Below are 20,077 nucleotides of genomic sequence, written 5' to 3'. Positions count from 1 at the left end.
TCATTACCTCAACCCCAACGGGGTTGATTGTGGGACCTTCAACATACAAACAGTCCGGGATATGGAAGGAATTTCGAAGGACTTTTCGGGGTGAAACCTTCTATAAATCGAACAGGACACATGCAACCCAATTCAGGGTTGAGGTAATGAACTACTGCTGACCCCGGGTTTCACCCGGGGCTATTCACAGTGAAGCCCTGCGGGCTTCTCCGGCTTTAGGGAAGCCTTCCCTCCTCAGCAAAAGATGTGTCCTGACACTAAGTTCATAGGGGAGGAGTGGTAAAACATAGAGACGTTGTTGTTGCGGAGGAAGTATCTTGCACGCATGAAATGGATTACCCGCGAGCGGCCCAAGATCGACCGGCTGGCCTGCCCCTGGCTTATCCGGCGGTTTATCGACCCGGAGGCGGAGATTATGTATGTTCCCTTTGCCGACGTGCTCCGCAGGGCCGAAGAAACAGGCGCTATTCCCTTTGACGTGCCCGGCGTGGAGTTCACCCACTATGAGGACCGCTGCACCTTCGACTATTTTTTGGAAAAATACCGCCTGACCGATCCCGCCCTGCGGACGCTGGCCCTGGTCGTAAGGGGCGCCGATACCGACCGCCACGACCTGGCCCCCCAGGCCTCCGGCCTCTGGGCCATCTCGGCGGGCCTGGGCTACAACATCAAGGATGACGCGGAGCTGCTGGAAAGGGGGATGGTGCTGTACGATGCCTTGTACAGCTGGGCCAAACACCTCCAGCAGGTGCGGCATACGGAGCATCCCACCGAGCAATTGTTGCTGGAGGTCTTCCATAAATACCTCAGCGAAAAACCCACCGCCAAAACCCCCGCCTGGGTGCAGGAACTAAAGGACATGATCCAGGACCAGATCGATACCAGCCTGACGCTGAAAGAGATCTCCAAAGACCTGGACATCCATCCCGCCTACCTGTCGCGGGAATTCTCGCGCTATTTCGACAACCTGAGTTTTGGAGAATATATCCGCAAGCAGCGGATCGAAAAGGCCCTGGAGCTGTTGCAGTCGCCGCAGTACTCCCTCACCGAGATCGCCTACCTGACGGGCTTTTCGGACCAGAGCCATTTTACCCGCATCTTCAAGCAGCATATGGGCCAGAGCCCCTCGCAGTATAAAAAAAATCAGCTGAAAGGTAAAAACGGTACCCTAGGTTAATTCCTTTCCTGCACGCCGAACTCAAAATGGGGATCCTGTTCTTGCTCCTGGTAGCGGGCCCGGTAGTGCCGCCCGCTCACCAGCTCGTACACTTGTATTTTTTACAGCCTGGAAGCTCCCGCTTCCGGGCATTTTTTGTTCGTAAGGGTATTTCCTGCTACCACGAAAATAGCGCCTGCAGGGGTGTTGTTTTTGGTATTTGTTAACAGGGTTTGGAGTTTACTTTATGGATTCCTCATCCAAAACACCTTGATTATGAAAAGAATTCTTCCCCTTTTCCTGCTCCTTTTCAGTTCCTCGCTGCTGTATGCCCAGGTTGATAAAGGCCGTATCCTGCTGGGCGCAAATCTTTCCTTCGGCAGTCAGAGAACGTCCACGAATGGCACGCCAAGCATCAACAGCAAAGGCAGCGAAATTGACCTGTCCGTGGGCAAGGCGATCCGGCCAAATGTAGTTGCCGGGATTTTACTGGGCCGCAATGGGATTACCAACGGCTACCCGGGCCGGAACACCGAGGATACCTCCGGTACCAAAATGCGCGGCTACAGCACCGGTGTATTTTTCCGGCCGTATAAAGATTTGGGCCGGAACTTTTCCTTTTTTACCCAGGCAGCGGGGGAAGGGTATTTTAGAAAACTTTCCAGTTGGGGCACACAGGACGATCAAAAAGAAAAAACCTGGGGCGCTTCCCTCTCCCTGGAACCTGGCCTGGCCTACACGTTGAACCGGTGGCTGCAGGTGGAACTCAGCCTGCCAGGCTTGGTGTCACTGGATTATTTCAAAACGAAAGGAGCAGCGAAGGCGGGCAGCGTTATACAACTGGAACGCAGCCATGCAACCTTCACTTCAAGCCTGACCAATGGCCGCAGCCTGAGCACCCTGGGTATCGGTTTTCGTTTTCTCTTATAATTCCCGGTCAAAGGGATACGCGGCCATGGGCCTGGATAAGCGGCGGTGCGGGAAACTGCCGTTTATTCTATTTTTATAGCCTACCTTAAAGGACGCTATCCGTTTGCCTGTTATGAAAAAATATTTTTTGCTGTTGCTGCTGTATGCCCTGTCGGCCGTTGCCCATGCCCAGGCCGATTCCCTCTTTGTCACCACTTCCGATTCCGTCCGGCTGTTTGTCAAGCGTTCCGGCAAGGGAGTGCCGGTGCTGTTTCTTCACGGAGGGCCCGGCTCCAACTCCACGTATTTCGAAAAAGAGGGCGGAAGGGTGTTTGAAAAGGACGTGCAGCTGATCTACCTCGACCAGCGCGGCTGCGGCCGCAGCGACACTACCCGCAACAAGGACTACTCGCCGGCCCGCCTGGTACGCGACTTCGAAGAGGTACGCCAGGCCCTCGGTATAGGGCAATGGATCCTGATGCCCCATTCCTTTGGCGGGCTGCTTGCCACCGAATACGCTGCCCGCCACCCGGAGGCTATCCGGGCTATGGTGTACCTCAACTGCACCGTCAGCCTGCCCGCCTCGGCCGCCAGCGTCATCCGCAAGACCATCGAGCTGCTGCCCGAACTGAAACCAGCTGAAGTAGCCTACTTGCTGAACGACTCGGTGCCGCTGACCGACCGCTTCGGCAACGCCTTCTGGCACCTGAACGACAAGGGCAAGCGCTACGCTCTCCAGTTCGACCGCCGCGAAAGCCAGGAGCTGGATGATGCCGTCATGAACAGCGGTCCCCGGAATTTTGAGATGGGGCAAAACGTCTGGCGTTTTCCCGAATACCTCCAAAGCCATAGCCTCCAGACCGAAAGCATCAATATTCCCGTGCTGATCATCAGCGGCACCCGCGACTATGCCATCGGCCCGGACCATCCCCGACTGATGCTGTTCCCGCACCGGCAGGTAACCTATATCCCGGGCGGCCATGCCCTCTACCTGGAGCACAATAAGGAACTTTACGATGCCGTACGTCCCTTCCTGCTCCGGTACAGCAGCGGAACGCCCTCCCGGCAAAGCCGTTAAAGTTTGCCGGCTGCAAAAAATAAAAAGTGGAAAACGGGTAATTTGCGTCCTTTTCCGAACGGCGCCCCGGGCGCTTTTAAAATAATTATGCGGTGGTGGAATTAAGGCAATGTGGTCGCGACGATATTTCCCAACTGATGCAGCTGGCCCTGCAGTCGTACCGGGAGCACTATATGTACTTGTGGACGGAGGAGCGCTACGCCCTCTGGTACATGGAAAAAAGCTTTGCCCGGCCCAGCCTCGAACGGCAGCTGGAGCAGCCGTGCTCCGCCTTCTATTTTGTCTGCAGCCAGGGCACCCCCATCGGCTTCGTGAAAACCAATACGGGCAAATCCGTTGACGGCAGCCCCACCGAAAAGGCATGGGAGCTGGAACGGATCTACCTGCTGAAAGCCGCCACCAACAAGGGGATCGGCGGGCACGCCATGAAGGAAGTGGTGCAGCTGGCCCGGAACGGAAAGGCGGAAACCCTCTGGCTCAAATCCATGGACAGCAGTCCCTCGGTACGGTTTTACGAAAAAATGGGCTTCCGCACCATCGCCACCGAAACCCTTCCCTTTGAAGGTTTTAAGGACGAATACCGCAACATGAAGGTCATGCGCCTGGACCTGGAACCCTGATAAAAGAAAATGAAAGCAGCGAACATGAGTGAAGTGACGATACGCAGCATCAAAAAAGAAGACAACGCCCCGCTGGCGGCCATCATCCGCGGCGTCATCGAGGAATTCGGCGCCCCCAGGCAGGGCACGGTTTATTCCGATGCCTCCACCGACGACCTGTATACCCTGTTCCAGGCCCCGGGTTCGGAGCTGAAGGTGGTGGAGGTGAGAGGGGAGCCCGCCGGCTGCGGGGGCATTTACCCGACCGCCGGCCTACCCGAAGGCTGCTGCGAGTTTGTAAAATTTTACCTGGCTGCCCCCGCCCGTGGAAAGGGCACCGGCCGCCAATTGCTGGAGCAGTGCCTGGCAGCGGCCAGGGCCCTGGGCTATACGCAGGTGTATCTGGAAAGCATCCCGGAATTCAGCACCGCCGTCGGCCTGTACCGCAAACTGGGCTTTGAGCCCCTGCCGGGTCCCATGGGCGACTCCGGCCATTTCAGCTGCGACATCTGGATGTTGAAGCAGCTGTAGGTCACCGAATCGGACAGGTTTTCAAAATCTGTCCGGTCTTTACTGCAACCAGTACCTTTGCGGCATGTTCGATTTTCGCCTGAAAGTGTTTTATACGGTTGCCAAGCGGCTGAGCTTTACCAAGGCTGCCGCCGACCTGTTCATTACCCAGCCTGCCGTTACCAAGCACATCCAGGAACTGGAGCAATACTTCAAGGTGCCCCTGTTCGACCGGAAGGGCAACAAGATCGAGCTGACCAAGCAGGGACAGGTGCTGCTCCAATACACCGACCAGCTCCTGGGCCTCTACCGCAACCTCGAGTTCGACATGAGCGCGTTTTCCAACAACCAGAAAGGCCAGCTCCACCTGGGCGCCTCCTCCACCATCAGCCAGTACGTTATCCCCTTTGCCCTGGCGGAATTCCACAAAAAGTACCGCGACGTGGAAGTGCGGCTGATGAACGGCAATACCGAGCAGATCGAAAACGCCCTGCTCCACCATGACATCGACCTGGGCATCATCGAAGGTGCCTCCAAAAACAAGGGCATTAGGTATTCCGAATATGTGAAGGACGAGATCGTGCTGGTGTGCGCCGCTACCCACCCCTGGGCTAAAAAGCCCTACCTGACGCTGGCCGAGCTGAAAAAAGTGCCGCTGCTGGTGCGGGAAGCCGGCTCCGGCACCCTCGACGTGATCGCCCATGCCCTCAAGCCCCACGGCCTGAACTTTTCGCAGCTCACCATCGAAATGGAGCTGGGCTCTACAGAAGCCATCAAAACCTACCTGCGCAATTCCGAATGCATGGCCTTCCTGTCCGTCCACTCCGTGTTTACCGAGCTGTCCAACAATTCCTTCCGCATCCTTGACGTCAAAGGCCTCGCCATCGAACGGTTCTTCTACTTTATTGAACGGCAGGGCGGCGCCGAACAGCTGGCCCAATCGTTTATGCGCTTTGCCCTCCAGTATAACTTAAAGTAATAACCCATAATTAGATACAATTTCTTTCCCGCCCCTGCCCGATGCACCTTTGCGTAGTATATAAGTTTACGAGTTTACTTGTTTACGAGTTTACGAGTTCACGATTCACGACACAAAAGCAAAACGCATTATGTTAGCATCGCTTAAAATGAAGCTGGTAGAAGAGGTGGTCGCCACTTTTACGAAAGAAGAACTGATCTGGCTGAACGGCTATGTAGCAGGCGTGGTTTCTGCCGGCGGCCCGGGAGGGCAACAGCCCGCCACACCGGCAAAGAGCGCGGTCAACAAGATTACCATCACCTACGGCACCGAGACCGGCAACGCCAAAAAGCTGGCTACCGACTTTGCGGCCAAGGCTAAAAAGAGCGGCATCAACGCCAAGCTGGTAAGCCTGGAACAATACCGCCTGAGCGACCTGTCGAAGGAGGAATACTTCTTCACCGTCATCAGCACGCAGGGCGAGGGTGAACCCCCGGCCGGCGCCAAGAAGTTCTACGACCACATCCATTCCGGCTCCCTGAAGCTGGAAAAGCTGAAATTCGGCGTGCTGGCCCTGGGCGATACGTCCTACCCGCTGTTTTGCAAGGCCGGTGAAGACGTGGACAGCCAGCTGCAAAAGCTGGGCGGCGAGCGCATCGCCACCCTGGTGAAATGCGATACCGACTTCGAAGCCGAGGCCACGGCCTGGTTTGAAGGCGTGCTGGAGCAGCTCAGCTCCGGCGGCGCCAGCGCTGCCCCCGCCACCGTGGTGAAAAAGTCCACCGGCAAGAAAACCTATGCCGGCACCATCCTGGCCAACGTGAACCTCAACGACCGCGGCTCGAAAAAAGAGACCCACCATATCGAGATCGCCGCCGACGACATCGACTACCTGCCTGGCGACGCCCTGGGCGTGATTCCGGAAAACCCTGCCACCCTGGTGGCCGCTATCCTGGAATATACCGGCCTGGACGGCGCCAAAAAGATCGACTATAAGAACGAAGAGCAGACCCTGTACACCCTGCTGAAAAAGAAGCTGAACATCGTGTACCTGCCGGAACGGGTAGTGGCCAAGTACGCCGCCCTGACCGCCCAGGACATCCCGGCCACCAAGATCGGCCTGCTGGACCTGCTGAAAATTTACCCGCTGAAAGAGGCCGGCCAGTTCGAGGACGTGATCGAGTTGCTGGAGCCCATCGCTCCCCGGCTGTACAGCATTTCCTCTTCGCCCGAAGCCCACAGCGGCGAGGTGCACGTGACCGTGGCCCGCGACACCTTCAAGGTGAACGGCGAGGTGAAGCACGGCCTGTGCTCCGACTACCTGTCGGCCCTGGATGAGGAAACGACCTTTGACTTCTACATCCATAAAAACAACCAGTTCCGCCTGCCGGCCGACGAAAAGGACGTGATCATGATCGGTCCCGGCACCGGCATCGCCCCCTTCCGCTCCTTCCTGGCGCATCGCGACGCCACCGGCGCCCCGGGCCGCAACTGGCTGTTCTTCGGTGACCAGCACTTCGTGACCGACTTCCTGTACCAGACCGAGCTGCAGAACTGGGTGCAGACCGGCGTGCTGACCAAACTGAACGTGGCTTTCTCCCGCGACCAGAAAGAGAAAGTGTACGTACAGCACAAAATGCTGCAGTACGGCGAGGAGCTGTACAACTGGATCAGCAGCGGCGCTTCCGTATACGTTTGCGGCGCCAAAGAGCCCATGAGCGTGGACGTGGAAGCCACCCTGTTGCAAATTGTGCAGCAGTACGGCAACAAATCCGCCGATGCCGCCGCCCAGTACGTGGCCCAGCTGAAAGAAGACGGCCGCTACCTGAAGGATGTTTATTAGGTCCGGTTCATTAAGCTCTTAGAATAAAACTATTTTCAAATAATTAGAATGTTCCCCAATTCTCCCCGCCTGGCGGGGAGGCGGGGGAGGCTTATATATGTCAACAACAACTCCTGCATTATCTGCATTCGAACGCATTAAGATGGCCAGCGACGGCCTGAGAGGCACCCTGGTGGAAAGCCTGGAAAACGAAATCACCGGCAACATCAACGAAGACGACCACGGCCTGGTACGCTTTCACGGCATGTACCTGCAGGACGACCGTGACCGCCGCGAAGAGCGGGCCGCCAAAAAGCTCGAGCGCCTGTATTCCTTCATGATCCGCCTGCGCCTGGCCGGCGGCTACATGACCCCCGAACAGTGGGTGGCCCTGCACCACATCGCCGGCGAACACTCCACCGGCGTTATCAAGATCACTACCCGCCAGACCATCCAGCTGCACGGCATCCTCAAATCTAAGGTAAAACCCACCCTGCAGGCCTTTAACGAGGCGCAGCTGACCACCCTGGCCACCTGCGGCGACATCAACCGCAACGTCTGCGCCACGGCGCACCCCAAACAGTCACCCGTACACGCAGAAGTGTTCGGCTACGCCAAAGAGATCAGCGACCGCCTGATGCCCAAGACCAATGGCTATTACGAGATCTGGCTGGACGCCGACAAGCTGGCCGACAAGCAGGAGGAAGCCGACGACCTGTACCAGGACCGCTACATGCCCCGCAAGTTCAAGATCGGCCTGGCCATCCCGCCGCACAACGACGTGGACCTGTTTACCAACGACCTCGGCCTGATCGCCATCGTGGAGGAAGGACAGCTGAAAGGCTTCAACATCGCCGTCGGTGGCGGTATGTCGGCCACCCACGGCAACCCCGACCACTATCCCCGCCTGGCCTCTATCCTGGGCTTCGTGGAAAACGACCGCGAGAAAGTGCTGAAAGCCGTTTACGAAGTGCTGACCATCCAGCGCGACTACGGCAACCGCGCCGACCGCAAGCTGGCCCGCCTCAAATACACCGTCGACCGCCTGGGCGTACAGTGGTGGCGTGAAGAGCTGGAACGCCGGTGCGGCTTCGCCCTGGAAGCGGAAAAGCCCTTCGCCTTCACCCAGCGCAAGGACGACTACGGCTGGGAGCAAAGCGCTTCGGGACTGTGGTACTACACCCTGTTCGTAGAGAACGGCCGCGTGCTCGACGACGAAAAGATCGCCCTGAAGTCGGCCCTGCTGGAAGTGGCCCAAACAGGCAAGGCGGCCTTCCGCTTTACCTGCAACCAGAACCTGACCCTGGCCGATATCCGTCCCGAGGACAAGGATGCTGTACAGGAGATCCTGGAACGCTACGGCCTGGTCGAGCATACCCAAAAAGCCTCCGTGGTGCGTGGCAACGCCATCGCCTGCGTGGCCCTCAATACCTGCGCCCTGGCCCTGGCCGAATCGCAGCGCTACCTGCCCACGCTGATCTCTAAAATGGAGCCTCTGCTGGAAAAACACGGCCTGCAGGACGAGGAGGTGATTATCCGCATGACCGGCTGCCCCAATGGCTGCGCCCGTCCCTTTGCCGCCGAGATCGGCTTCGTGGGAACGGCCCTGGGCAAATACAACCTTCAGATCGGGGGCGACCGCCTGGGTCAGCGCCTCAACCGCCTGTACAAGGAAAGCCTGAACGAAGAGCAGATCCTCACGGAGCTGGACGGCTTCTTTGCCGCCTTCAAAACCGGCCGGACCGAAGGCGAAACCCTGGGCGACTTCCTGAACCGCAACTATTTTAATTAAAAGATGTTCCCCGCAAGGGGGCACGGAAAAAGAACGCCGGGCTGCAGCAGCAGCCCGGCGTTTTATTGGGTGAAAAGGGCGGCGTGCCCGCTTATTTAAGGGTGTAGGAGCTCAGGACCATGTCGTAATCCATGTAGTGCCCGTTGCCGGCCAGTTTCAGCGTATAGGCGCGTTCACCGGTTTCGCCGATGCCCGGCTTGATGAATAATTCGCCGTAATAAGGCACCAGGCCGCCCATGAACGTGGTGATGGTGACCTTGCTGCTTTCATAACCGCTGTAGGAGGTGGTGCCGGCCGATGAAACATATTCCACCCGGAAGGGGCTTACTTCTGCCGAGGCAATGACTTCGCCTTCCTTGGCCGGCGACTTGAAAAAGGTGAACTCCCGGCCAAAATCCTTATCGTACATATACACACCGTTGGCGTCCGAGCGCAGGACCTGGAGCGTGTCTTTGGTCTGGGCATCCACCAGCACGTAATAGGTCTGGTTATTGATTTTCTCGGTGCCGGTGACCACATGGGTTTCCGTTTCGGTGGCGTCGACCTTGCCGTCTTCATCATAATACGTAACCGTGTAGGTCCATTGGTTGCCCACTTTTAAGGGATAGACCGCGCCGCCGTTTGCGGTGGAAGGCTGCTCTACGGAGCCTTCTTTCTTACAGGAAAACAACACGCAGGCGGCCAGGCAAAGGGAAAGCACTTTTCTCATTAGCTACAGGTTTTTAGGGTTGCTGAAGGAAAGGTAGCACCTTCCCGGTAAACTCTGCCGTTTCGCCCGCGGTTTCTGCGGAAAAAGCCGTCCTGCCTTATTTCAGGGTAAAGGAGGTCAGGATTTCTTCCGACATTTTATAGTAGCCGCTGCCCGAGGGGTTCAGTTCGTAGTAGGCGGCGCCGGTAGGCCCTACGGTTGGTTTGACAAACAGTTCCATGTACTCGGTTTTCTCGCCCATGAAATACCGGTTCAGCGTGACCTTGCGGCTGTCGTAGGTATTGATGGTGGTGGAGCCCGTAGAGGCCACCACTTCCGCCTTCATGATGGACAGGTCCTTGGAGAACAGCACTTCTCCTTCCGTTGCCGGCCATTTGAAAACATTTACTTCCTGCTCCAGGTCCTGGTCGTAGCTGTAGATTTTGGTGTCGTCGGAGCGGAACAGTCCGATCGGGTCGTCGGGGTATTCGGCGTCCACCACCACGAAATAGGTTTGGTTGTTGATTTTCTGGGTGCCTTTGATCACCCGGGTCTGGTTGTAGGTGTCGGTCAGCGTGCCGTCCTCGTCGTACTCTTTAACGGAGAAGGTCCATTGATTTCCTTCTTTCAGGGGGAAGATCTGTGCTTTCTCATCCTCCTTGTCTTTTTTGCAGGAAAACAGCAGCAGGGTGGCTGCCAGCAGGGTCAATAGTTTGCGCATGGGTAATGGGTTTTGGTGAGGTGCATACAAGGTACAGATTTCGCGGCTTAAAGAAGAGTTTTAGCAGGGTGCCCCTGTTCCTGGCGGCGCCCGTCCCGCTACCTTTGCGGTCCTTCAATCAGGATGCATTCATGGAAAACAGTGTGAACGGAAAACAAAAGCTGTCGCGGGGCCTGGTGGCCCTGATGGCGGTCACGGCCGGCCTGGCGGTGGCCAATATTTATTATTGCCAGCCCATCCTGAAGGATATGGCCGCTTCGCTGGGCGTGGGGGAGGAGGCGGTGGGCAACATCCCGCTGCTCACCCAGGTGGGCTACGGGCTGGGGCTGTTCTTTATCGTGCCCCTGGGTGATAAACTCGATAAAAAGCGGCTAATCCTATCGTTATTGCTGTTGCTGGCCGTGGCCCTGCTGGCCACCTGCTTTGTAGCCACGCTGGGGCCGATGCTGTTGTGCAGCCTGCTGATCGGCATCCTGTCGGTTTCCCCGCAGGTGGTGCTGCCCATGGCGGCGGCGCTGGACAAGGAGAACCGGGGCAAGACCATCGGCACCATCTATACAGGCCTGCTGGTGGGCATCCTGGGCGCCCGGGTGTTCAGCGGGCTGGTAGCGGAATATATTGGCTGGCGGTACGTGTTTGGCCTGTCGGCCGTGCTGGTGGCGGCACTGGCGGCGCTGCTGCAGGTGTTCCTGCCCGTAGTACGCCACGAGTTTGGCGGCCACTATGGTCACCTGCTTCGTTCCACCCTGCAGCAGGTGGGCCGTTTCCCGCTGCTGCGGCGCTCGGCCCTGCTGGGCGGGCTGGTCTTCGGGGTGTTTTGCTCGTTCTGGACTACCCTGACCTTTCACCTGGGCGGCCCGCCCTTTCATTACGGTCCCGATATCATCGGGCTGTTTGGGCTGGTGGCGATTGCAGGGGCGCTGGTGGCGCCGGTCTTTGGAAAAAAAGTGGATAAAGGCGATTCGCGGCGGTCGCTGCTGTTGTCGGTGGCCCTGCTGGTGGCAGGGGTGCTGGTATTAAAATTCTTTCCCACCAACCTTGCCGCCTTTGTGCTGGCGGTGGTGCTGCTGGATGTGGGGGTGCAGGCCACCCACGTCACCAATGTCGCCCGCATCTACACGCTGGACGACCGTTCGCTCAGCCGCATCAATACGGTTTACCTCACGTCCTACTTCCTGGGTGGTGCCCTGGGAACCTTCTTTGGAGTTCAGTGCTGGAAAATAGGGGGGTGGAGCCTGGTGACGGCCCAGATGCTGTTGTGGAGTTTAGTGGCGGCTGCGGTGGTGGCCAGCGAGAAAAAAGGGGCCGCAAACGAGCAGGGCCCCTGAACGGGCGGTCAGCCGTGCACATTCCGCTGCACCAGTTGCCGGATATCCTCGGGGCTGGCGTTCTTCAGCGTTTCCAGGTCCACCTCGGTGCCGATGAACCCGTGCTTGCCGTAGAAGACGATAAAGCAAAAGTCCGGGGGCATGCTGTTGCCGTAGAGGTCGCTTTCCATCACGAATACGTTTTCCATGTGGGGGTATTCGAAAATGCGGGCGTTGGGGTTACTGGGCGGGCTGATCTTTTTGTCGGTGAGCCTCAGGCCGATCTTGCGGATGGTTTCCTCATCGATAATAAAGTTGGTGCTGCTTTGCAGGGTTTGCATAGTTTGCTGTTTTAGATGAGTAATAAGGAAGGGAACGGGTTGAGCAGGAGTAACTCTATAAAGTTATGTATTAAAAATTGTAAAAATTAAACGCAGTGGTGGTGATAAAAAAGAAATTTCCATTTTACCTTATTGTTATTTAAATATTAATAAAATGAAAATGTGTTTACGGCTGCTGACCCTGGGCCTGGAAACTGCAGTGGCGAAACCGGGACCGTTCCTTCGGGGGCCCTTTGCTTAACGGACTTAGCAGTTTTAGAGGAAATGAGATAGATTAAAAAAACAAAACCCGCCCAAAGTCAATAACTTAAGGCGGGTTTTACTTTTTTTCGGTGATCCGGATTGGATTCGAACCAATGACCTACTGCTTAGAAGGCAGTTGCTCTATCCAGCTGAGCTACCGGACCAATGACCTTCCCGGCTGAGCCGGAAATATCACGGGGCCGCAAATATAGGGAAACCTTTCAAAAAACAAATAATTTTCCTTTTAGAGTTAAATTTGGGTACATACGCTGTACGGGAAGTGAAAAATATTTTCCAGAAAGGAAATCAGGCACCGTAGGTGCCACCTGTTTATAGAAGGTTTCTGACCACGTAAGTCCCCTCCGTAGGAGCGCCCTGTGCAGGGAGGATTTTTCAAACTTGTATTGAAATTTCCTTGCTTCACAGGGCGCTCCTACGGAGCGGCATTCCTTATTTGTCGCTTTTCTATAAACAGGTGGCACCTACGGTGCCCAACACAGCAGCAGATGGCATCCATTTATCTCAATTTCAGTGTACACGTTTATGAACACACCCTTTTCCTACGGCATCGACCACCTGACCGTCGACGGCGCCCTGGCTATAGCTTCGGGAAGGCTTCCGGCCGTGATCACGCCCGAAGCGGCGCAAAAGATCACCGCCAGCCAGCAGCATGTGGAGCGGATCGTGGCCCGCGACCAGACCGTTTATGGCATCAATACCGGCTTCGGCGCCCTGGCCAACACCCGCATCGCCGAAGAAGATACCCGCCTGCTGCAGCACAAGATCCTGCAAAGCCACAGCGTAGGGGTGGGGGAGCCCGTGCCCGCCGAGATCGCCCGCCTGATGCTGGTCACCAAGGTCCATGCCCTGGCCCAGGGTTTTTCCGGGGTGCGGCTGGAAACCCTCGAACGCATCCTCTGGCACCTCGAGCAGGACGTCATCCCCCTGGTGCCGGAAAAAGGATCGGTCGGCGCTTCGGGCGACCTGGCGCCGCTGGCCCACCTGTTCCTGCCGCTGATCGGGCTGGGAGAGGTGTGGTACGGGGGCAAACGGTGGCCCGCCCGGGAAGTGCTTCGCCGCCTGGGAAAAGAGCCCCTCCAACTGGGACCGAAGGAAGGGCTGGGACTGGTAAACGGCACCCAGTTCATCCTGGCCTATGCCCTGCAGGGCGTGCGGCGGTTTGCCAACTGCCTCGACGCCGCCGACATCATTGGGGCCATGACCCTCGATTCGCTGACCGGCACCCGCGCCCCCTTCGACGAACGGCTGCACCGCCTCCGTCCCTTCAAGGGCGCCCGGTGGGTGGCCGGGCGCATGCGGCAATTGCTCCAGGGCTCGCAGATCATGCAGAGCCATGTGGACTGCGGCCGGGTACAGGACCCGTACTCCCTGCGCTGCATCCCGCAGGTACACGGCGCCTCCCGCGACGCCTGGCTGCACCTGAACGAGCTGACCGAGATCGAGGCCAACGCGGTGACCGATAATCCCATCGTCTTTAATGAACAGGATACCATCAGCGGCGGCAACTTCCACGGCCAGCCGCTGGCCCTGCCGCTCGATTACGCCACCTTTGCCGCGGCCGAGATCGGCAACATTTCCGACCGCCGCACCTACCTGCTGCTGGAAGGGAAGTGGGGCCTGCCCACCCTGCTGATGCGGCAGGTAGGGCTCAACAGCGGCTTTATGATCCCCCAGTACACCACCGCCGCCCTGGTCACCGAGAACAAAACCCTCTGCTTTCCCGCCGGGGCCGATAGCATTCCCACCTCCCTGGGCCAGGAGGATCATGTGAGCATGGGCAGCATCAGCGGCCGCAAACTCGGCAAGGTGCTCGACAACCTCGAGTATATCCTGGCCATCGAGCTGCTCTGCGCCTGCCAGGCCATCGAGTTCCGCCGTCCCTTGAAAAGCAGCGCCCTGCTGGAGCAGGCCCATGACTATGTGCGCCAGTACGTGTCCTTCGCCGAAGAGGACCGGGTATTTGCGGAGGATGTGAATAAGATCAGAGCGATCATTGCCGATTTTTCGTTGGTCAGCAGCCTTGGCTCTTTAAAATAAAAAAGCACCCCTTCAAGTGAATGAGGGAGTGCTTCAATATATTCAGCCACCGGGCCCGGGGCCCTACTTTCGCTTAAAATCGCCCCGTTTCCAGGCTTCGATAAACTCGGCCCAGGCGGCAGGGTTGAAAATGTTCTGCGGGGGGCGCTGGCCGCTGTAGGAGGCGCGGGAGGCGGCATTGCGGAACTGCAGGTTGGTGGCTTCGCCGCCGTCGCCCGGCAGGGAGGCCATCAGCGTCCGCCGCTTGGCTTCACTGTTGTTCTGGCGGGCGATCTCGATCTCGTCGTCGTTCACCTTGGCATTTACGAAGTCGCGGGCAAATTGTTCCGGCGTGGGCCGCGGCTTGATAATGGTCGCCGGCAGGTAGACCGTGTCCTGCACCATCAGCTGCACCACGCTGTGCTGGTTGCCTTCCAGGCTGCGCGGGATGGTCACCAGCTTGGGCTTGTAGCTGACGTGGGTGAATTCCACCACGTCGCCCTTCAGCACTACAATGGAAAACACCCCCTGGCTGTTGGTGAGGGTACCGCGGTTTTGACCCCGCACCGTCACGCTTACCGCCGGGATGCCCACCAGGCTGTCGGCCGTCATCACCACCCCGTACAGCTGCACCACCGAGTCGCGGGCCGCCTCGAACTGCGCCTGCGCCTTGTGTGCCATCAGGGTTCCCAGTAAAAGAAAAAGGATAAAGATTTTTTTCATGAGCAATCCATTTTGCTGATAAGCCCGGTAGTCTGGTTTTTTATGCAGCCTTTTTGCCTGCAAGTCCCGGTCTCCTTCTTCCCTTTGCCTCCGGCTCATCCTCGCTTTAGAAGTTTATCAGTTTTACGAAAATAGGCTACTCGCCCGAATACCGGAATGCTGCATAATTGTTTCAGTTAACTTTGCCAGTTCATTAACAAACAGAAAAGCATGACCCAGGATGATGTGCTGAAAGCACTTAGCAATGTACAGGAGCCCGACCTAGGAAAGGATATCGTTACCTTGAACATGGTGCGGGACATAGCCATAAATGGAAACAATGTATCCTTTACCGTGGTGCTGACCACCCCGGCCTGCCCCATGAAGGATATGATCAAGCACGCCTGCATCAACGCCATCAAACTCACCATCAACAAAGAAGCGAACGTTACCGTCAACTTTACCTCCAGTACCACCACCCTGCGCAACGACCAGGGCGCCGTGCTGCCGCGGGTGAAGAATATCATCGCCGTTGTCAGCGGCAAGGGCGGCGTGGGTAAAAGCACCGTGGCCGCCAACCTGGCCCTGGCCCTGTCGCAGGGCGGCGCCCGCGTGGGCCTGATGGATGCCGACATCTACGGCCCCAGCGTTCCCATCATGTTCGGCGTCCGCGGCGAGCGGCCCATGATGGTGGAAGTGAACGGCAAAGGCATGATCGTGCCGCTGGAACGCTACGGCTTGAAATTAATGAGCATCGGCCTGCTCGTGGATGAGAAGAACGCCGTGGTTTGGCGCGGCCCCATGGCCAGCAGCGCCATCCGCCAGTTCGTAACCGACGTGTACTGGGACGAGCTGGATTACCTGGTGATCGACATGCCCCCCGGCACCGGCGACATCCACCTGACGCTGATGCAGACCGTGCCGGTAACCGGCGTAGTCGTCGTCTCCACCCCGCAGGACGTGGCCCTGGCCGACGCCAAAAAAGGCATCGCCATGTTCGGACAGGCCCAGCTGAACGTGCCCATCATCGGGCTGGTGGAAAACATGGCCTACTTCACCCCCGCCGAACTGCCCGAAAACAAATACTACATTTTTGGTAAAGAGGGCGGCAAGCGCCTGGCCGAAGAATACGACCTGCCCTTCCTGGGCCAGATCCCGCTGGTACAGAGCATCCGTGAGGGCGGCGACATCGGCGTGCCCATTATGATGAGCGACGACGCCATCACCAAAAAAGCCTTCGAAGACTTCGCCGGCCTCGTTGCCCGCAGCGCCTCCATGCGGAATGCGCATATGCGGAGCGAAGAAATTGAAGAAGTGCTTGAATAAGTAGTTTACGAGTTTACAAGTTTACGAGTTCCTTACGGGCGCCAGCAACTCGTAAACTCGTAAACTTGTAAACTCGTAAACTTTTCAAATGGAACTTTCACTAAAAGGAAAACGCGCCGTCATCTGCGGGAGCAGCCAGGGCATCGGCCGGGCAGTGGCCCACGAGCTGGCGCTGCTGGGAGCTACCTGCGTATTGCTGGCCCGCAATGCCGCCTCGCTGGAAGAAGCGGTGGCCGGCCTGCCCACGGACTTTGGACAACAACATGCTTTTGCCGTGGCCGATTTCAGCAAGCCCGCCGAGGTTTCGGCTGCCATAACCGCCCTGGTGGCGGAGGGGCCCGTGCATATCCTGATCAACAATACCGGCGGTCCGCCGTCCGGTCCCATCACCGATGCCCGGGAAGAAGATTTTTTGCAGGCGTTCCAGCAGCACCTGGTCAACAACCACCACCTGGTGCAGGCCGTGGTGCCGGGCATGAAAGCCGCCGGCTTCGGGCGGATCATCAACATCATTTCCACTTCGGTAAAGGTGCCGCTGCCCAACCTGGGCGTGTCCAATACCATCCGGGCGGCGGTGGCTTCGTGGGCCAAGACCATGGCCAACGAGCTGGGGCAGTACCAGATTACCGTAAATAATGTGCTCCCGGGTTATACCGAAACCCAAAGGCTGACCAGCCTGCTGTCGCAGACGGCCCGCAAAAAGGGCGAGGCCGAAGAAAAGACCGCCGCCGATATGGTGGCCGGTATCCCGGCCCGGCGGTTTGGTACCGCCACCGAGGTGGCGGCCGTGGTGGCCTTCCTGGCCTCCCCGGCGGCCGCTTATGTCAACGGTACCAGCATCCGGGTAGATGGCGGAAGGACAGGCAGCATTTAATCCAATCAGTTTTCTGTAAGCCTAAAACAGTAACAGCATGCAACCTATACCGGGAGGCAGTGTGGCTTCTTTTCGCAGCGAATTCATCCTTCCTTCCGAAAACGGGCGGGAGCAGGTTTATTTCCTGGGCAACTCCCTCGGCCTGCAGCCCAAACGGGCGGCCGCCCGCCTGCAGCAGGTGCTGGAGGGCTGGGGCCATTTGGGCGTGGAAGCCTATTTCGAGGGCGGGGAGCCCTGGCTGGAATACCACGATTTGCTCGCCCCGCCGCTGGCCCGCATCGTGGGCGCCCTGCCCCAGGAAGTGGTGGTGATGAATAGCCTGTCGGTGAACCTGCACCTGATGCTGGTTTCCTTTTACCGGCCCCGGGGCAGACGCAATAAAATACTCTGTGAAGCCAAAGCCTTTCCCAGCGACCAGTATGTGCTGGAAACCCACACCCGGCAACGGGGACTGGATCCGGCCGACGTGATCATCGAGGTCGGGCCCCGGGAAGGGGAAACGTGGATCCGCCAGGAGGATATCCTCGACGCCCTTCATCGCCACCGGCACGAGCTGGCCCTCGTGTTCTGGGGCGGCGTCAGTTATTATACCGGGCAGGTATTCGATCTGGAAGGCATTACCCGGGCGGCGCACGAAGCGGGCATCCCCGTGGGCTTCGACCTGGCCCATGCCGCCGGCAACATCCCTTTGGCGCTGCATCACTGGGGAGTGGACTTTGCCTGCTGGTGCCACTACAAGTACCTCAATGCCGGTCCCGGCGCCATCGCCGGCGCCTTTATCCACGAGCGCCACCATTCGGATAAGGAATTGAACCGGTTTGCCGGCTGGTGGGGCTACCGCCGGGATGAGCGCTTCCGGATGCAGAAAGGTTTCCGGCCGCAGCCGGGAGCCGAGGGCTGGCACCTGAGCGCCCCCTCGCCGCTGTTGTGCGCCCCGCTTCGGGCTTCCCTGGAGCTCTTTATGGAGGCGGGCCCCGAAGCGCTGTTCCAACAGGGGCAGCAGCTCAGCGACCACCTGCTGTCGGTGATTGCGGGGGTTAATAGGCGCCTGGGCGCCCCCGCTATCCGGGTGCTCACCCCCGCCGATGCCAAAGGCTGCCAGGTGTCGCTGCTGATCGAAAAGGGCGCCCGGTCCGTTTTCGAGCACCTGGGTGCCTCCGGCGTTTTTTCCGACTGGCGCGAACCCGGCGTCATCCGTGTCGCCCCCGTCCCGCTGTACAATACATTTTATGAAGTAGAGGAGTTAGGGCGTATTCTGGAGGAAGGCGTTCGCAAGGTTTAGTTCCTGAGTTCCTGAGTTCATTGGATGGATAAAAACAAAGTTCTCCTTAACAACTTCTGGACTCGAGAACTCGTCAACGATAACTCAGGAACTCAGGAACTTTGGAACTCAGGAACTAACTCGTAATCTTGCAAACTCGTAAACTCGTAAACTCAAAGAAGAATGACCCGTCAGCAATTAACCGAGCAGATTTATCAGAAAAAGAATTACCTGTGTGTGGGACTGGATACCGATCTGACCAAGATCCCGAAGCACCTGCAGGAGCATCCCGATGCCATTTTTGAGTTCAACCGACAGATCATAGATGCCACCCTGGATTCCTGCGTGAGCTACAAGATCAACACCGCCTTTTACGAGGCCCTGGGACTGAAAGGGTGGGAGGCTATGGAGAAGACCGTGAATTATATTCCCTCCACCCACTTCAAGATCGCCGATGCCAAGCGGGGCGATATCGGCAACACCTCCACCCAGTATGCCAAGGCCTTTTTCGAAACGCTGAACTTTGATGCCATCACCGTGGCTCCTTACATGGGCGCCGACAGCGTGAAGCCGTTTCTGGAATACACCGATAAATGGACCATCCTGCTCGGACTGACCTCCAATCCCGGGTCGAAGGATTTTGAATTGCAGAAGACGGGCGAAGAATTTTTATACGAGAAAGTGTTGCGGACGGCGGCACAGTGGGGAACGCCCGACAACCTGATGTACGTTATCGGTGCCACGCAGGCTGATGAGTTTACCAACATCCGGAAGATCACGCCGCAACATTTTTACCTGGTGCCGGGTGTGGGAGCGCAGGGGGGCAGCCTGAAAGATATTTCTGAAAAAGCCATGATCAGCGACTGCGGCCTCCTGGTGAATGTGAGCCGTGCCGTGATCTACGCTTCCAACGGCGAGGACTTTGCCGAAAGGGCCGGCGAGATCGCCGAACGTTACGCAGAAGAAATGAGCTTTTACCTGTAGCCAACAGGCAGTAATGAATAGCCGGTTTCCGGGTAGGGTTTCCTGGTTAGTCATCCAGTCCCGGAAACCTTTTTACCGGTAGTTGCCTGCCGGTAGGGGATAATCCTGATAACCAAATCCTAATTCCCCATTCCCCCTTTCGCTCTTAGCTTTTATTTAACGGACAACCATATAATTTTCGCCAATTTGCAGCGTCTGATCCCTATCCGAAAATGATTCCCATGTTTTCCTTTGTACTTGCAGGTATTCTTTCTGTTTATGCCGGGAATGTTACCGTTCCGGCCGATCCCGGCAAACCCGCTGCCGTGGCGGCACCCAACTCCCTCAATAAAACATTAATGCTGAAACTGGTGAACCAGGTGCGCAGCAAGGGCTGCCAGTGCGGTCCTACCTGGTATCCGCCGGCCCCGGCGCTGCTGTGGAGCGACCAGCTCGAGGAAGCCGCCACCCTCCACAGCAAGGATATGTACAAAAAAAGTTACCTGGCCCATACGGCCCCCGACGGCTCCAATGGCGGGGAACGCATCGAGCGGACCGGCTACCACTGGAAGTCCTTTGGGGAGAACATAGCCGAAGGATACACCTCCGAGAGCGAGGTGCTGGAAGGCTGGCTGAAAAGTCCCGGCCATTGCAAGAACATTCTGAGCCGCACCTACAAGGAAATGGGCGTGGCCCGAACCGGTGATTACTGGACCCAGATGTTTGCCTCGAAGTAGGCAGTGACCGGACAAATTTTTATCAATTGGTGAAAGGATGGAGATCGCTTCGG

The 20,077-nt window shown here is 57.5% G+C and carries 19 protein-coding genes and 1 tRNA gene; 15 read left to right on the top strand and 5 right to left on the bottom strand.

Annotated elements, in window-relative coordinates; translation table 11 throughout:
- The first annotated feature begins 325 nt into the window (after positions 1-325).
- From V9K67_RS14275 to V9K67_RS14240, 8 genes are all read left to right on the top strand, one after another.
- Positions 326-1,177, top strand: a complete 852-nt coding sequence (locus V9K67_RS14275; RefSeq protein WP_336723551.1) for a chromate resistance protein ChrB domain-containing protein — start codon at positions 326-328, stop codon at positions 1,175-1,177.
- A gap of 183 nt (positions 1,178-1,360) precedes the next feature.
- Complete coding sequence (locus V9K67_RS14270; RefSeq protein ID WP_336723550.1) at positions 1,361-2,086, top strand: hypothetical protein; 726 nt, start codon at positions 1,361-1,363, stop codon at positions 2,084-2,086.
- A 112-nt stretch (positions 2,087-2,198) separates the two neighbouring features.
- Positions 2,199-3,143: an alpha/beta fold hydrolase gene (locus V9K67_RS14265; RefSeq protein ID WP_336723549.1), complete on the top strand. Its 945-nt coding sequence runs from the start codon at positions 2,199-2,201 to the stop codon at positions 3,141-3,143.
- Positions 3,144-3,238: 95 nt separating this feature from the next.
- Complete coding sequence (locus tag V9K67_RS14260; protein ID WP_336723548.1) at positions 3,239-3,763, top strand: GNAT family N-acetyltransferase; 525 nt, start codon at positions 3,239-3,241, stop codon at positions 3,761-3,763.
- Positions 3,764-3,772: 9 nt separating this feature from the next.
- Positions 3,773-4,273: a GNAT family N-acetyltransferase gene (locus tag V9K67_RS14255; RefSeq protein ID WP_336723547.1), complete on the top strand. Its 501-nt coding sequence runs from the start codon at positions 3,773-3,775 to the stop codon at positions 4,271-4,273.
- Positions 4,274-4,337: 64 nt separating this feature from the next.
- The gene (locus V9K67_RS14250; RefSeq protein WP_336723545.1) at positions 4,338-5,231 is read left to right on the top strand and encodes a LysR family transcriptional regulator; all 894 of its coding nucleotides are present in this window, start codon (positions 4,338-4,340) and stop codon (positions 5,229-5,231) included.
- A 130-nt stretch (positions 5,232-5,361) separates the two neighbouring features.
- A complete protein-coding gene (locus tag V9K67_RS14245; protein WP_336723544.1) occupies positions 5,362-7,053 on the top strand; it encodes a diflavin oxidoreductase in 1,692 nt (563 codons plus the stop codon).
- A gap of 97 nt (positions 7,054-7,150) precedes the next feature.
- Complete coding sequence (locus tag V9K67_RS14240) at positions 7,151-8,824, top strand: NADPH-dependent assimilatory sulfite reductase hemoprotein subunit (RefSeq protein WP_336723542.1); 1,674 nt, start codon at positions 7,151-7,153, stop codon at positions 8,822-8,824.
- 91 nt (positions 8,825-8,915) lie between these two features.
- Here the strand turns inward: V9K67_RS14240 and V9K67_RS14235 are convergent, their stop codons facing one another.
- Both V9K67_RS14235 and V9K67_RS14230 read right to left on the bottom strand, forming a co-directional pair.
- Positions 8,916-9,533, bottom strand: coding sequence for a hypothetical protein (locus tag V9K67_RS14235; RefSeq protein ID WP_336723541.1), 618 nt, complete (start codon positions 9,531-9,533; stop codon positions 8,916-8,918).
- 97 nt (positions 9,534-9,630) lie between these two features.
- Positions 9,631-10,233, bottom strand: coding sequence for a hypothetical protein (locus V9K67_RS14230; protein ID WP_336723539.1), 603 nt, complete (start codon positions 10,231-10,233; stop codon positions 9,631-9,633).
- 131 nt (positions 10,234-10,364) lie between these two features.
- On the opposite strand from V9K67_RS14230, the gene V9K67_RS14225 reads away from it, so the two are divergent.
- Positions 10,365-11,561 carry an MFS transporter gene (locus tag V9K67_RS14225; RefSeq protein ID WP_336723537.1) on the top strand — a complete coding sequence of 399 codons (1,197 nt, stop codon included), beginning with the start codon at positions 10,365-10,367 and terminating at the stop codon, positions 11,559-11,561.
- An 8-nt stretch (positions 11,562-11,569) separates the two neighbouring features.
- Here the strand turns inward: V9K67_RS14225 and V9K67_RS14220 are convergent, their stop codons facing one another.
- Both V9K67_RS14220 and V9K67_RS14215 read right to left on the bottom strand, forming a co-directional pair.
- On the bottom strand, positions 11,570-11,881 hold the full coding sequence (locus V9K67_RS14220; protein ID WP_336723535.1) for a hypothetical protein: 312 nt from the start codon (positions 11,879-11,881) through the stop codon (positions 11,570-11,572).
- Positions 11,882-12,214: 333 nt separating this feature from the next.
- A tRNA-Arg gene (locus V9K67_RS14215) sits at positions 12,215-12,288 on the bottom strand.
- Positions 12,289-12,667: 379 nt separating this feature from the next.
- On the opposite strand from V9K67_RS14215, the gene hutH reads away from it, so the two are divergent.
- Positions 12,668-14,182: a histidine ammonia-lyase gene (gene hutH / locus V9K67_RS14210; protein ID WP_336723533.1), complete on the top strand. Its 1,515-nt coding sequence runs from the start codon at positions 12,668-12,670 to the stop codon at positions 14,180-14,182.
- A 63-nt stretch (positions 14,183-14,245) separates the two neighbouring features.
- Here hutH and V9K67_RS14205 read toward each other — a convergent pair whose 3' ends face one another.
- Positions 14,246-14,884: a carboxypeptidase-like regulatory domain-containing protein gene (locus tag V9K67_RS14205; protein WP_336723531.1), complete on the bottom strand. Its 639-nt coding sequence runs from the start codon at positions 14,882-14,884 to the stop codon at positions 14,246-14,248.
- A 210-nt stretch (positions 14,885-15,094) separates the two neighbouring features.
- Between V9K67_RS14205 and V9K67_RS14200 the strand changes: the two genes are divergently transcribed.
- The 5 genes from V9K67_RS14200 to V9K67_RS14180 all read left to right on the top strand — a co-directional run bounded on the left by V9K67_RS14200 (position 15,095) and on the right by V9K67_RS14180 (position 20,024).
- Positions 15,095-16,189, top strand: a complete 1,095-nt coding sequence (locus tag V9K67_RS14200) for an Mrp/NBP35 family ATP-binding protein (RefSeq protein WP_336723529.1) — start codon at positions 15,095-15,097, stop codon at positions 16,187-16,189.
- Between the two features lie 88 nt (positions 16,190-16,277).
- Positions 16,278-17,063 carry an SDR family oxidoreductase gene (locus tag V9K67_RS14195; RefSeq protein WP_336723527.1) on the top strand — a complete coding sequence of 262 codons (786 nt, stop codon included), beginning with the start codon at positions 16,278-16,280 and terminating at the stop codon, positions 17,061-17,063.
- Positions 17,064-17,100: 37 nt separating this feature from the next.
- Positions 17,101-18,345 (top strand): kynureninase, encoded by a 1,245-nt coding sequence (kynU, locus tag V9K67_RS14190; protein WP_336723526.1) that lies wholly within the window; start codon positions 17,101-17,103, stop codon positions 18,343-18,345.
- A 162-nt stretch (positions 18,346-18,507) separates the two neighbouring features.
- Positions 18,508-19,308, top strand: a complete 801-nt coding sequence (gene pyrF, locus V9K67_RS14185) for an orotidine-5'-phosphate decarboxylase (protein WP_336723525.1) — start codon at positions 18,508-18,510, stop codon at positions 19,306-19,308.
- 221 nt (positions 19,309-19,529) lie between these two features.
- A complete protein-coding gene (locus V9K67_RS14180; RefSeq protein WP_336723524.1) occupies positions 19,530-20,024 on the top strand; it encodes a CAP domain-containing protein in 495 nt (164 codons plus the stop codon).
- Positions 20,025-20,077 lie beyond the last annotated feature (53 nt).

Origin of the sequence: Huijunlia imazamoxiresistens, assembly GCF_037132455.1 — a bacterium.
GTDB lineage: Bacteria > Bacteroidota > Bacteroidia > Chitinophagales > Chitinophagaceae > Flavisolibacter > Flavisolibacter imazamoxiresistens.
The sequence above is the reverse complement of the archived record's forward strand: the minus strand, read 5'-3'. Positions and strand labels throughout refer to the sequence as shown.